Annotated in this window: 11 protein-coding genes; 7 read left to right on the forward strand and 4 right to left on the reverse strand. The window is 68.4% G+C overall.

The window, feature by feature from the left end:
* Positions 1-162: 162 nt before the first annotated feature.
* Both IBL26_RS19715 and IBL26_RS19720 read right to left on the reverse strand, forming a co-directional pair.
* Positions 163-789, reverse strand: a complete 627-nt coding sequence (locus tag IBL26_RS19715; RefSeq protein WP_187786222.1) for a DUF1345 domain-containing protein — start codon at positions 787-789, stop codon at positions 163-165.
* A complete protein-coding gene (locus IBL26_RS19720; RefSeq protein ID WP_187786223.1) occupies positions 786-1,763 on the reverse strand; it encodes a threonine ammonia-lyase in 978 nt (325 codons plus the stop codon). Before IBL26_RS19720 ends, IBL26_RS19715 begins: the two co-directional genes overlap by 4 nt.
* Before the next feature lie 182 nt (positions 1,764-1,945).
* Here IBL26_RS19720 and IBL26_RS19725 point away from each other — a divergent pair, with 182 nt between their 5' ends.
* The 7 genes from IBL26_RS19725 (at position 1,946) to mdoH (ending at position 10,429) form a co-directional block, all read left to right on the forward strand.
* Entirely contained in the window at positions 1,946-3,301 is a 1,356-nt protein-coding gene (locus tag IBL26_RS19725; RefSeq protein WP_187786224.1) for an ABC transporter substrate-binding protein, read from the forward strand.
* 64 nt (positions 3,302-3,365) lie between these two features.
* Complete coding sequence (locus IBL26_RS19730; RefSeq protein WP_187786225.1) at positions 3,366-4,298, forward strand: carbohydrate ABC transporter permease; 933 nt, start codon at positions 3,366-3,368, stop codon at positions 4,296-4,298.
* Between the two features lies 1 nt (position 4,299).
* The gene (locus tag IBL26_RS19735) at positions 4,300-5,199 is read left to right on the forward strand and encodes a carbohydrate ABC transporter permease (RefSeq protein WP_187786226.1); all 900 of its coding nucleotides are present in this window, start codon (positions 4,300-4,302) and stop codon (positions 5,197-5,199) included.
* Positions 5,200-5,352: 153 nt separating this feature from the next.
* Entirely contained in the window at positions 5,353-6,453 is a 1,101-nt protein-coding gene (locus tag IBL26_RS19740; protein ID WP_187786227.1) for an ABC transporter ATP-binding protein, read from the forward strand.
* Positions 6,450-7,193, forward strand: a complete 744-nt coding sequence (locus IBL26_RS19745) for an SDR family oxidoreductase (RefSeq protein WP_187786228.1) — start codon at positions 6,450-6,452, stop codon at positions 7,191-7,193. Before IBL26_RS19740 ends, IBL26_RS19745 begins: the two co-directional genes overlap by 4 nt.
* A 288-nt stretch (positions 7,194-7,481) precedes the next feature.
* Positions 7,482-8,573, forward strand: a complete 1,092-nt coding sequence (locus IBL26_RS19750; protein ID WP_187786229.1) for a malate/lactate/ureidoglycolate dehydrogenase — start codon at positions 7,482-7,484, stop codon at positions 8,571-8,573.
* A 113-nt stretch (positions 8,574-8,686) separates the two neighbouring features.
* Complete coding sequence (mdoH, locus tag IBL26_RS19755; protein WP_187786230.1) at positions 8,687-10,429, forward strand: glucans biosynthesis glucosyltransferase MdoH; 1,743 nt, start codon at positions 8,687-8,689, stop codon at positions 10,427-10,429.
* 436 nt (positions 10,430-10,865) lie between these two features.
* Here the strand turns inward: mdoH and IBL26_RS19760 are convergent, their stop codons facing one another.
* Together IBL26_RS19760 and IBL26_RS19765 are read right to left on the reverse strand one after the other, a co-directional pair.
* Entirely contained in the window at positions 10,866-11,549 is a 684-nt protein-coding gene (locus IBL26_RS19760) for a PEP-CTERM sorting domain-containing protein (protein ID WP_241749598.1), read from the reverse strand.
* A gap of 320 nt (positions 11,550-11,869) precedes the next feature.
* The gene (locus IBL26_RS19765; RefSeq protein ID WP_187786232.1) at positions 11,870-12,424 is read right to left on the reverse strand and encodes a lipocalin family protein; all 555 of its coding nucleotides are present in this window, start codon (positions 12,422-12,424) and stop codon (positions 11,870-11,872) included.
* Between the last annotated feature and the right edge of the window lie 50 nt (positions 12,425-12,474).

Below are 12,474 nucleotides of genomic sequence, written 5' to 3' on the forward strand. Positions count from 1 at the left end.
TGGATCAGCGGGAAACAGGAGGCACGCGGTCAAACAAAGTTGGAACAAGTCCGCTGCGACGATCCACGGCGGACGTGCCATGGCTGAACCGACCGGTGGCGGCGCCGCAACAAGGCAGCGGGCGACACCATGGCCGCCGCATCCGCCAACAACGGACATGTACTACCGCCCCCCGTTCAGCAACCCGGTGACGATGCCGACCGTACCCGCCACGATCACTGCGTTGAAGGCGAAGGCGATCAGCGAATGCAGGGTCGCCACGCGCCTGATGGCGGGGGAATGGGTGATCATGTCGGTCACGCCATTGGTCGTGCCCACGCTGAACGCCAGATAGAGGAAATCTGAGAAAGGCGGCGAGTCGTGGCTGCCCGGGAACTGGATGCCACCGCCGGAAAGCCAGTACTCGCGCGCGTAATCCTGCGCGAACAGCAGATGGACGTAGAGCCAGGAGAGCACCACCGTTACCACGCCCAGCAGCGTGTAGCCCGGTGTCGAGTCCGCGAGGTCCAGCCCCACCGCCACCAGCGATGCGGCGGCCGCGACCAGAGAGAGGAGCAGCACCGCCATCCGCCCCTGGTCCAGCGCCTCCGCATGGCGGCGCATGCTGGCGGAATCCGCCGGCCACATGTGGAACAGCAGCAACACGGCATGCACCAGCACGAAGGCGCACCAACCGAACATGGCGGCATGCAGCCAGGCATCGCCCACGCCCCGCGCCACCGCCCCCACCGCCAGGCCGGCCATCAGGGCCAGCAGCGTCAGCGGGCGGTAGCGCAGCGGGATGATCACGCGGACAGCGCCCGCGCGAACACCGCCGGGTCCACATTGCCGCCGCTGAGCACCACGCCCACCGTGCGCCCCTTGGCCGGCACCTTGCCCGCCAGCACCGCCGCCAGCGCCACGGCGCCACCGGGCTCGACGACGATCTTCAGCGCCTCGAACGCCAGGCGCATGGCGCGGAACACCTCCGCCTCCGTCACCACGGCGGCGCCCTTCAGGCGGGGCTGGTTGATGGCGAAGGTCATCTCGCCCGGAGCCATGGAGAGCAGCGCATCGCAAAGCTGCGCACCCTGGCCGTCATTGGCGACGCGGCTGCCGCCGGAGAGGGAGCGCGCGGTGTCGTCCCACCCCTCCGGCTCCACCGCCCAGACCTCGGTGCCGGGGGAAGCGCCATCCACCGCCAGGTTGCAGCCCGCCACCAGCCCGCCGCCACCGGTGCACACGGCGAGCGCATCGAGCGTCAGGCCAGCTTCGCGCGCATCCTCGATCAGTTCCAGCGCCAGGGTGCCCTGGCCGGCGATGACGTCCGGGTGGTCGAAGGGCGGCAGCACGACGGCGCCCCGCTCCGCCGCCAGCTGCTTCGCCAGCACTTCGCGGTCGGTGGTGGCGCGGTCGAAGAAAGTGATCTCGGCGCCCCAGCGGCGCGTGCTCTCCACCTTGATGGCGGGTGCGTTGCTGGGCATGGCGATCAGCGCCTTCACGCCTTCCGCCGCCGCCGCGCAGGCGATGGCCTGGCCGTGATTGCCGGAGGAATGCGTGACCACCCCCGCCGACCGCTGCGCCGCGTCCAGGCCCAGGACGGCGTTGGTGGCGCCGCGCAGCTTGAAGCTGCCGGTGCGCTGCAAGGGCTCCGCCTTGATCAGCAGCGTGCCGCCGGCCAGCTCGTCCAGCAGGGGGTGGCGCAGCATCGGGGTACGGACGATGCGGCCGCGCAGGCGTTCCGCGGCGGCCAGGACATCTTCATGGGTGGGAAGCGTGCTCATGCGCCGCATCCTGTGCTCCGGCCGGGGCGGCGACAAGCGGCGGCCGGCGAGTCCCAGCACCGCGCAGAGGTCATACAACCATTGCAAGCCGCCACCCCGGCTGCGTAACCTTCCCGCCAGCGACGACGGGCCATCAAGGCCCCAGGCGGCACGACCGCCCGCGCGGGAGAGGAGTAACGGACATGGAAGGCAACGGGTTCACCCGTCGCACGGCGCTGCGCGCCGGTGCGGCAGGCCTGGCGGCCAGTGCGCTGCCGCTCGTCAACGTGCATGGCCAGACCGGCGGCGGCCGCCTGGCCCTTGGCCTGTGGGACCATTGGGTCCCGGTCGGCAACGACGCGATGCGGAAGCTGGTCACCGAATGGGGCCAGAAGAACCGCGTCGACATCCAGCTCGATTTCATCACCAGCGTCGGCAACAAGAACCTGCTGACCATCGCTGCCGAGTCGCAGGCCAAGCAGGGCCATGACGTCCTCTCCTTCCCCACGTGGGAGATTCACGCCCAGTCCGAGCTCCTGGAGCCGATGGACGACGTGATGACCCGGCTGTCGCAGAAATACGGCGCCATCAACCCGATCGTCGAATATCTGGGCAAGATCGATGGCAAGTGGCGCGCCATCCCCGCCGTGTCGGGCAGCCAGAACAAGCCCTCCCTCGGGCGGATCGACCTGCTGAAGCAGCATGGCGGCATCGACGTGCAGGCGATGTACCCGGCCAGCGACAGCGCGGCCAATACCGCCGAGCAATGGAACTGGGAAACGTTCCTGAAGGCGGCGGAAGGCTGCCAGAAGGCCGGCTTCGCCTTCGGCCTGCCGCTGGGCAATTTCCCGGACGCCAATGACTGGGTCGGCAGCCTGTTCCGCAGCTTCGGCGCGGAGCTGGTGAACGCCAAGGGCGAGATCACCGCCAATTCCGACAATGTCCGCGCCGTGCTGGCCTACGCGCAGCGTCTCTGCCAGTTCCTGCCGAACGACGTGTTCTCCTGGGACGATGCCTCCAACAACCGCGCGCTGATCTCCGGCAAGTCGGCGCTGATCTTCAATCCGCCCAGCGCCTGGGCGGTGGCCAAGCGGGATGCGCCGCAGGTGGCGGAGCAGTGCTGGACCTTCCCCGCCCCCGCCGGCGCCGCCGGGCGATTCACGCCCTACCTGCCGTATTTCTGGGGCGTCTGGGGCTTCAGCCGCAACAAGGGCGCCGCCAAGGCGCTGATGGAGCATCTGAGCGAACGGGACCAAGCACAGGCCATGGTCGCGGCCAGCGGCGGCTACGACATCCCGCCCTTCACCAGCATGACGGATTTCGACACCTGGGCGAAGGAAGGCCCGCCGACCGGCGTGGTCTACAACTACCCGGTGCGGCCGCACCACAAGTCGCAGCAGTTCATCGCGGCATACCCGGCGCCGCCGGCCATCGCGGTGCAGATGTACAACCAGGGCATCCAGGCCAAGATGATCGCCCGCGTCGTGCAGAACAAGGAGCCGGTGGACCGCACCATCGCCTGGGTGACGCGGGAGCTGGAAGGCTTCCAGCGCGGCTGACGCACCCGCCCGGCGGCATGCTCCGCCGCCGGGCCTTTCCGAAGCCTGACAGGGGAGAGCTGGCATGTCCCAGGCCGTCATATCCTCCAACGTCGCACCGCCATCGGCGCGCAACAGCGCCATGCGGCGGCTGGCGCGGCGCAACTCCACCACCGCCTTCCTGCTGACCTTGCCGCTGATCCTGTTGATCCTCTGCCTCGTGGTCTATCCGTTCCTCTACGCCGTCTACCTCTCCATGCTGAACAAGCGGCAGACCCGCTTCGTCTGGCTGGACAACTTCACCTTCCTGCTGGGGCGGGAGACGTTCTGGGACGTGGTGTTCCAGTCCGTGCTCTTCGCCGTGACGGCGGTGCTGCTGAAGGCGATGATCGGCTTCATCCTGGCGCATGTGCTGCACGCCCTGCCCGCCAAGGGCCAGCGCAAGTGGCGCGGCATGCTGCTGGTGCCCTGGGTCATCCCGCCCGCTATCTCCACCCTCGCCTGGTGGTGGTTGTTCGACCCGTCCTACTCCGCCTTCAACTGGGCGCTCGCCGGCATCGGCGTGGACCCGGTGCCCTGGCTGGGCGCGACGGGCTGGGCCCGCTTCTCCGTCATCCTGGTCAATGTCTGGTACGGCTCACCCTTCTTCATGATCATGTACCTGGCGGCGCTGAAATCGGTGCCGGACCAACTCTACGAGGCCTCGGCCATCGATGGCGCCTCCGGCTGGCAGAAGCTGCGCTACGTGACCTTCCCGATGATGCGCAACATCATCAGCATCACCGTGCTGTTCAGCCTGATCGTCACCTTCGCCAATTTCGACATCGTCCGCATCCTGACCAATGGCGGCCCGCAAGACAGCACGCATGTCTTCGCCACCTACGCCTTCCAGGTCGGCATCCAGTCGGGCGACATTCCGCTCGGCGCCTCGGTCAGCCTGTTCATGTTCCCGCTGCTGGCGATCTTCGCGATCTTCACGCTCCGCGGTGTCAACAAGCGTACGAAGGAGATGTCGTGAGATGAGCTCCACCGCCGCCTCCCCCACTCCCTTCGTGCCGGCCGAGATCAAGCATGGCAGCCTAAAGAACGAACGCCGCTGGGCGATGATCGGCGCCTATATCGCGCTGGCGGTGTTCGTGCTGTTCTTCATGATCCCGCCCTTCCACATGCTGATGACCAGCCTGAAAAGCAGTGCCGAGATCGCCGACCTCTCCGGCAATCCCTGGATCGTCCGCAGCCCCACCCTGTCCAACTATTGGGAGCTGCTGACCCAGGGCAATTACATGATCCACTTCCGCAACTCGGTGATCGTCACGGTCTGCACGGTGCTGATCAGCATGATCATCTCCACCATGGCGGCCTTCGCCCTGGCGCGGATGAAGTTCTGGGGCAGCGCCACGCTGGCCACCGGCGTCTTCCTCACCTACCTGGTGCCGGAGACGCTGCTGTTCATCCCGATGTTCCAGATCGTCGGCAGCCTCGGCCTCTACAACAACCTCTGGGCCATGGTGCTGATCTTCCCGACGCTGACGGTGCCCTTCTGCACCTGGATCATGATCGGCTACTTCGCCTCCATCCCGAAGGAGCTGGACGAGGCGGCGCTGATCGACGGCGCGAGCCATATCCAGATGCTGCTGAAGATCTTCATCCCCGTGGCCCTGCCCGGCATCCTGGCGGCGATGATCTTCGCCTTCACGGTCTCCTGGGCGGCGTTCATCTACCCCATCGCCTTCCTGGTCAGCTCGGACCAGATGGTGCTGACGGTGGGCATCGTGTCGGACCTCATCCGCGCCGACACCTTCCAGTGGGGCAAGATCATGGCCGGCGCGTTGATGGCGGCTTTGCCGCCGCTGCTCGTCTATGCTTTCCTCATGGACTATTATATCGCCGGCCTCACCGCCGGTGCGACGAAGGGCTAGGCGCGAGCGCCCGGGGTGGCATCACCCAGGGCGCGAGGCGCGATACGACACTGAGCCGGAGCCCGTGCCCGCCACCTGCTGGCGGCATGGGAGCCGGGGCCGCGACCCCCGCGAACGGGGGCCGGACGCTGACAAACGGTAGGGAAGACAAGAATGGCGCAGGTGACGCTGAGGAAGGTCGTCAAGGCCTATGAGGGCGGTGTCCAGGCGGTGAAGGGCATCGACCTGGATATCGCGGACCACGAGTTCGTCGTGCTCGTCGGGCCGTCCGGCTGCGGCAAGTCCACCACGCTGCGGATGATCGCCGGGCTCGAGGAAATCAGCGACGGCGAGATCGCCATCGGCGGCCGCGTCGTCAACGACGTCCCGCCGCGGGACCGCGACATCGCCATGGTGTTCCAGAACTACGCGCTCTACCCGCATATGACCGTGGCCGAGAACATGGCTTTCGGCCTGATGCTGCGGAAATTCCCCAAGGACGAGATCAAGCGCCGGGTGGATAACGCCGCCCGCATCCTGGACATCACCCCCCTGCTGGCCCGCAAGCCCAAGGCCCTCTCCGGCGGCCAGCGGCAGCGCGTGGCGATGGGCCGCGCCATCGTGCGCGACCCCAAGGTGTTCCTGTTCGACGAGCCGCTCTCCAACCTCGACGCCAAGCTGCGCGTGCAGATGCGGACCGAGATCAAGAAGGTGCAGCAGGCCGTCCACACCACCACCATCTACGTGACGCATGACCAGGTGGAAGCCATGACGCTGGCCGACCGCGTGGTGGTCATGAACAACGGCGTCATCGAGCAGGTCGGCCCGCCGCAGGAGCTGTACCACAACCCCAAGACGCGCTTCGTCGCCGGCTTCATCGGCAGCCCCGCGATGAACTTCATCCCCGGGCGGCTGGAAAACGGGTCCGGCGCGCTCCGCGTGCACCTGCCGGGCGACATCGTGCTGAACGTGCCGGAATCCCGCACCGCCCGCTACGCGGCGCTGGCGGGCAAGGAGGTCATCTTCGGCCTGCGGCCCGAGCACCTGACGGAAGAGAAGAACCTGGAACGTCCCGGCTTCGCCCGCTTCCCGGCCACGCCGGAAGTGACGGAACCGATGGGCATGGAGACCCTGGTGCACTTCAAGATGAACGGCGCCGAGATCTGCGGCCGCGTCGACCCCAACGCCCCGGCGCATCCCGGCCAGCCGCTGGCAATGGCGGCCGACCTCAACAACATGCATATCCTCGACCCGCAAAGCGGCCGCGTCCTGTGAGCGGCTTCGCCTGGGTTACCGGTGCCGGCTCCGGCATCGGCCGTGCGGTGGCGATCGCACTGGCCAAGGCCGGCTGGCGCCTCGCCCTTACCGGACGGCGGGAGGAAGCGTTGCGGGAAACCGCCGCGATGCTCGGCGGGGCGGACGCCCTGATCCTGCCGGCCGACCTGACCGACTCCGCGGCGGTGGAAGCCGTCGTCGCGCGGCTGCCGGAAGCGCCTTCGCTGCTGGTGAACAATGCCGGCGCCAACACGCCGAAGCGGCACTGGCACCACATCTCGCCCGCCAATGCGCGGGCGCTGGTGGATGCCAACCTGACGGCACCCTTCCTCACCAGCCTGGCGGTGCTGCCGGGCATGAAGCAGCGTGGCGGCGGGTTGATCGTGCAGATCGCCTCGGTGGCCGGTAAGGGTGCCTCGCCCGTCTCCGGCCCCGCCTATATCGCGGCCAAGACCGGCTTCGTCGCCCTCTCCGCCTCGCTGAACGCGGAGAACGGCATCCACGGCATCCGCAGCACCTGCATCTGCCCGGGCGAGGTGGCGACGCCGATCCTGGATCTGCGCCCGACGCCGCCCTCGGCCGAGGACCGCGCCACCATGCTGCAGCCGGAGGACGTGGCGGCCGCCGTGCTGTTCGCCGCCAACATGCCGCCGCATGTCTGCCTGAACGAGATCGTCATCACCCCCACCTACAACCGCGAGCACGCGGCAGGGGCGAAGGCCGTCTACAGTCTGCCCTGACCGTCATGCCGAGCGTGGCGCACCGGCCTGAAACGATGCTGGCTAGGGGATGGGCTTCGCCCGTCCCCCCGCCTCCCCGGCCATGCCGCATCGGTGGCAGGCGCCACGCGGCGGCGCACGGACACACCCTCCCGGCTCGCCCCTACGCCTTTACGGGGGAATCCGCCTGTGCGCCCCGCTCACGGCGCCACCTGCCGACACATCGCGAAGTGCTCGCCTGTCCAGCACCGCCGCCATGCTGCAGCATCTCCCGGCTCGCTTTTCCAGATACCAACCGAGGCCCTGTCCATGACATCTGAACCCGCCATTTCCATCCAGCCCGCCGCGCTGGAGGAGATGATCCGCGGCATCTTCTCCGCCATCGGCTGCGATGCGGATGAAGCGCAGACCATTGCCAATCACCTGGTGGAATCCAACCTCGCCGGCCATGACAGCCACGGCGTGGTGCGGGTGCCGCGCTATGTGGACTGGCACAAGGCCGGGTACCTGGTGGTCGGCCGTACGCCGGAGGTGGTGACGGATGGCGGCGCCTTCCTGTTGCTGGATGCCGGGCACGGCTTCGGCCAGTCCGTGACCAAGAAGGCCGTGGCGCTGGGGATCGAGCGCGCGCAGCAGCACGGCGCCGCCGTGGTGGCGCTGCGCAACACCGGCCATTGCGGCCGCATCGGCACCTATGCCGAGCAGGCCATCGCCGCCGGGCTGCTCTCCATCCATTTCGTCAACGTCGCCGGCTCGGTGCTGGTGGCACCGTTCGGCGGCGTGGACCGCCGCTTCTCCACCGCGCCCATCGCCATCGGCATGCCGCTGGAAGGCCGCCCGGTGGTGTTGGATTTCGCCACCTCCCTGGTGGCGGAAGGCAAGGTGCTGGTGGCCAGCAATGGCGGCAAGGACCTGCCGGCCGGCGCGCTGATCGAGCCCGATGGCAGCTACTCCAGCGACCCGCACACCCTGTATGGCGACTATGCCGCGGTGGGTCCGCGCATCCCCGGCAACGGTCCCGGCGCCATCCGCGCCTTCGGCGACCACAAGGGCTCCGGCCTTGCCCTGATGTGCGAGTTGCTGGCCGGTGCCTTCACCGCCGGCGGCTGCGCCGGCCCGACCAAGACGCGCGGCTGCATCACCAACGGCCTGCTCTCCATCTACCTCTCCCCGGCGCATTTCGGCACCGAGGCGGAGTTCCAGCGCATGGGCCGCGAATACGTGGACTGGGTGGCCGCCAGCCGGCCGATCGACCCCGCCGCCGGCGTCCTGCTGCCGGGCGAGGTGGAGGCCCGCTACCGCGCCAGCCGCCTGCGCGATGGCCTGAACCTGCCCGCCAGCATCTGGGAAGACCTGCGCCGCACCGCGACGACCCTTGGGGTCGCCGTACCCGCGGTGTAAGAACCCTGGGCCGGGGCGGGCGCATGGCGCCGCCCCGGCTTCATGGATCTGCGTGACCGACGCTGCCCGGCGCTCCTGCCCCAGGCGAACACGCTCTGCAGGAGGCCGGCCGCATGCGCGTCGCCACCCCACCGGCCGTGGCGCGGCGCCGGCTGGCTTTCACCCTGCTCTGCCTGGGCATCGGGCTGCTGCTGCTGGCGCTGCTGTGGCGGGCCCTGGCCCCGGGGGGCTGGACGGGATGGGAAATCGCCATCCTGCTGGCCTATGCCGGCACCATTCCGTGGTCCGCCATCTCCGCCGCCAATGCACTGGTCGGGTTCGTGCTGCGCCTCTCCCGCCCGCTGCCGCCGCTGGAGCCCGCTCCTTCCCTGCACCGGGCACACGCCACGCCTTTGCCCGACCGCACGGCGCAAGACGCCTCCCCCTCGGGCCATCACACCGGCACGTCCCGCGCCGCCATCGCGCTTTGCATCCGCAATGAGACGATGGCCGATGTCCTGGCCCCGCTTCCCGCCCTGCTGGATGGGCTGGAAGCGGCCGGGCAAGGCCACCGCTTCGTGCTCTGGTTCCTCTCCGACACGCAGGACCCGGTGAAGGCGGCACGGGAGGAAACGGCCATCGCCGGCTTCCTCGCCCAGCGCGCCGGCCGGCCGATTCCGGTGCGCTACCGCCGCCGCATGCACAATACCGGCTTCAAGGCCGGCAATGTCATGGAGTTCATGGACCAGCACGCCGCCGGCCTCGATTTCATGCTGAGCCTCGATGCGGACTCCGCCATGTCCGCCGCCGCTGTGCTGCGGCTGGTGGCGGCGATGGATGCCGACCCGAAGCTGGCCATCCTGCAGCAGCTTATCGCCGGCCGGCCGGCCGAGGCCGCCTTCGCGCGCCTGTTCCAGTTCGGCATGCGCGCCGGCATGCGCAGCTGGGCGACGGGGCAGGATTGGTGGCAGGCGGATGAAGGCCCGTATTGGGGCCATAACGCCATCATCCGCATCCCCGCCTTCCGCGCCCATGCCCGGCTGGACGACCTGCCGAATGGCGACCAGCTGCTCAGCCACGACCAGATCGAGGCCGTGCGCCTGCATGCCGCCGGCTGGAAGGTGCGCTGCCTGCCGGACGACACCGGCAGCCTGGAAGCCAGCCCGCCCGCCATGCCGGAATTCCTGTTGCGGGACCGCCGCTGGGGCGCCGGCAACATGCAGTACTGGCCGCTGCTGGCGCTGCCCTGGCTGCGGCCGATGGGCCGCTGGCAACTGGCACAGGCCATCCTGCTGTTCGTTACCGCGCCGCTCTGGCTGGTGCTGCTGGCGGCGGCGGTGGGCAACGCCGTCTCCGGCGGCGGCGCCACCACGCCGCCCGGCGCGCTTGCGGCGGTGCTGGTCGCCACCTGGCTCGCCTATTATGCGCCGAAGCTGACTGGCTACCTGGAAGCGCTGCTGCGCACACCACTAGCGCGCAGCTTCGGCGGCCGCTGCATGCTGCTACGCGGCATCGTGGCCGAGATTGCCTTCACCACGATGTTCGAGCCAGTGAGCCTGACCAGCAAGGGCCTGCACCTGCTGGCGTTGCCCTTTGGCGGTGGCGCCGGCTGGGCACCGCAAAACCGCCAGGCCCGCGGCGTGGCCTGGGCGGACGCGGCGCGGCTGCTCTGGCCGCAGACCTTGCTGGGGGCCGCCGGCCTGGCGGCGCTGCTGTTGGCCGGCGGTACGGCGCCGCTCTGGGGCGCGCCGATTCTGCTGCCGCTGCTGCTGGCCATCCCGTTCTGCGTCGCCACTGCTTCTCCCACTCTGTCGTCCTGGCTGCGGCGCGGTCGCTTCTGCGCCACGCCAGAGGAACTGGCGGGGACGGCTGGCTGAGGAGCTGTGCCCCGGACAGCAACGCCTGATAAGGGTGATGCCGGGCTGGAACCGATCGACAATTCAACGTGGGGCGGGGAAGAAGGTCGGGGGACGAATTTCCCTGCGTAAACGTATACGTTTACGCCATCTTTTTCTGTCCGTTGGCGCGGGGCTTCAGGACTGGTGGGTGTAGCCGTGAGCAAGATCATGGGCCGCTCGGGCGGAACCGCCTGCCTCCGGCGGCTCTGACCAACGACGTGATGTTGGTCTGGGCCCAGAATGGCCGACGCCCTCAGAGCTACTCCCGAACGACTCGCAGAAAAAAAAGAAGGGGTCGGGGAATTCCTTCCCCGGCCTTCCTGCCAAGGCTGCATGTCGATCTGCCCCGCGCTACTGCTGGCATCATGCGGCAGCAGGCCAGGCGGCTAAGCCATCGCTCCCAAAGGCCGGAGCGTCACGCCCGGCGCCGCCGCAGCGCTACTCCAAGCCCCAGCAGCGCCACCGCCAAGAGGCTGACCGAGCCCGGTTCCGGCACAGGGGTGTACCTCAGCACCATGGCCTCGTTCAGTTTGAACGAGGCAAAGTTGTCGGTATCCGCCGTGCGAAAGATGGTGATGGTATCGGTCGGCGCGAACAGCTCACCCCAGAAGCCCTGGTAGCGGAACGGGCTGGGGCCGGAGAAATCCTCCAGCCGGAAGCCGAAGAACGGCACGTTGCCCCAGCCCGAGCCCTCGAACCGGTAATCCAGCATGCCATACAGGCCGACCACCTCGTAGGGCAGCTTGTAGGTGATGGCCTTGACGCCGAGGCAGCCGTTGAACAGCGGATGGCAATTGAATACGCCCGACAGCCGCCCTTCCGCCGGCGGCTGCGGCAGTGCGGCCAGGCTGCGGTCGCTGTAGCCGCTCGGGGCATAGGGGCTTGCCCCAGGGCCGACATAGACCGGATCGTTTGCCGTGGCGCGGGTCCAGCCGCCATAGGTGTCGCTGAACTGTTCCGCCACCAGCGGCAGGGGGCTCGCGGCAACGGCCGGCAGGGCACCCAACGCGGCATTCCAGTCATCGACCTTCAGATACGCCGCCTCGGCCCGGGGGGCGGCACCGGCCAGCGCCACGGCTGCCATCACGCCGAAGACCATCTTCCTCAACCGGCTCATCCTTGCCTCCCCTGCATCAGCAAAAGGCAGGAAGCACAAACCATACCAGCTGATAGAATAGCGATTTATCAATTATGTAGACGATCAGCGAAGCTTACGAATTGCGACCTGTCATAAATCCCGACACGGCCGGGCCGACGGTAGGGCATGGCCTTACAGTGCGCGTCCTTCCGGTTACGCAGATCAACGCCGCCTGTGAGGCAGCTTCCACTGCCATAGCCCGGCCCTCACCAGTCCCGCAGGCCCATCACCATTCGCCACGGCGAGGCACTTGCTCGCGCCTCAGCCCGGGGCGGCTCCGCTCAGTGTTGCGTCTCGCGCAGCAGGGACAGGTCGTAGCCCAGCTCCCGCGCCCGGTTCAGCATCGTCTGGCGAATCTCTGGCGTGGGCTGCGCGGTCCGGCTCAGAAGCCACAGATAGCGACCGGACGGCTCCCCGACGATGGACCAGGAATAATCGTCCGCCCGGTCCAGTACCCAGTAATCGCCGACGAAGAACGGGCCGAAGAACGATACTTTCAGCTTCGCCCCCTCGCTGCCCTCGACGATCCTGGCCCGGCCTTCGGAGACCTTCTCCTCGCCGTCCACGCCACCCTGCCGGCAGGCGTTGCGGACCCCGACCAGCCCGTCATCGCGCAGGCTATACACGGCCGTCACGCCCTCGCAGCCCCGCTCGAAGCTGTTCTCGTAGCGGGCGATCTCGTACCACAGGCCGGTATAGCGGCTGAGCTCCACCGGCTTGGCCGGCTCCGGCACCGAAGTGTTGCCGACCGGGCCGCGGGAGAAGGTGCCGCAGGCCGCCAGCGTCACCGCGGCGCCGGTGATGAGAAGCAGGGGAAGCGCACGTTTCAGATTCATCGGGCTTGAACTCGGCGGCGGGGCCAAGGTTCCAGCCGCTGCCGGCGGCC

The organism is Teichococcus aerophilus (genome assembly GCF_014490485.1).
Classification (GTDB): Bacteria; Pseudomonadota; Alphaproteobacteria; order Acetobacterales; family Acetobacteraceae; genus Pseudoroseomonas; species Pseudoroseomonas aerophila.

What these genes read in the sequence shown, in the direction of transcription:
- IBL26_RS19720 (WP_187786223.1), bottom strand. Translation starts at nt 1,763, where the DNA reads ATGAGCACGCTTCCCACCCATGAAGATGTCCTGGCCGCCGCGGAACGC.
- IBL26_RS19725 (WP_187786224.1), top strand. Translation starts at nt 1,946, where the DNA reads ATGGAAGGCAACGGGTTCACCCGTCGCACGGCGCTGCGCGCCGGTGCG.
- IBL26_RS19730 (WP_187786225.1), top strand. Translation starts at nt 3,366, where the DNA reads ATGTCCCAGGCCGTCATATCCTCCAACGTCGCACCGCCATCGGCGCGC.
- IBL26_RS19735 (WP_187786226.1), top strand. Translation starts at nt 4,300, where the DNA reads ATGAGCTCCACCGCCGCCTCCCCCACTCCCTTCGTGCCGGCCGAGATC.
- IBL26_RS19740 (WP_187786227.1), top strand. Translation starts at nt 5,353, where the DNA reads ATGGCGCAGGTGACGCTGAGGAAGGTCGTCAAGGCCTATGAGGGCGGT.
- IBL26_RS19750 (WP_187786229.1), top strand. Translation starts at nt 7,482, where the DNA reads ATGACATCTGAACCCGCCATTTCCATCCAGCCCGCCGCGCTGGAGGAG.
- mdoH (WP_187786230.1), top strand. Translation starts at nt 8,687, where the DNA reads ATGCGCGTCGCCACCCCACCGGCCGTGGCGCGGCGCCGGCTGGCTTTC.
- IBL26_RS19760 (WP_241749598.1), bottom strand. Translation starts at nt 11,549, where the DNA reads ATGGTCTTCGGCGTGATGGCAGCCGTGGCGCTGGCCGGTGCCGCCCCC.
- IBL26_RS19765 (WP_187786232.1), bottom strand. Translation starts at nt 12,424, where the DNA reads ATGAATCTGAAACGTGCGCTTCCCCTGCTTCTCATCACCGGCGCCGCG.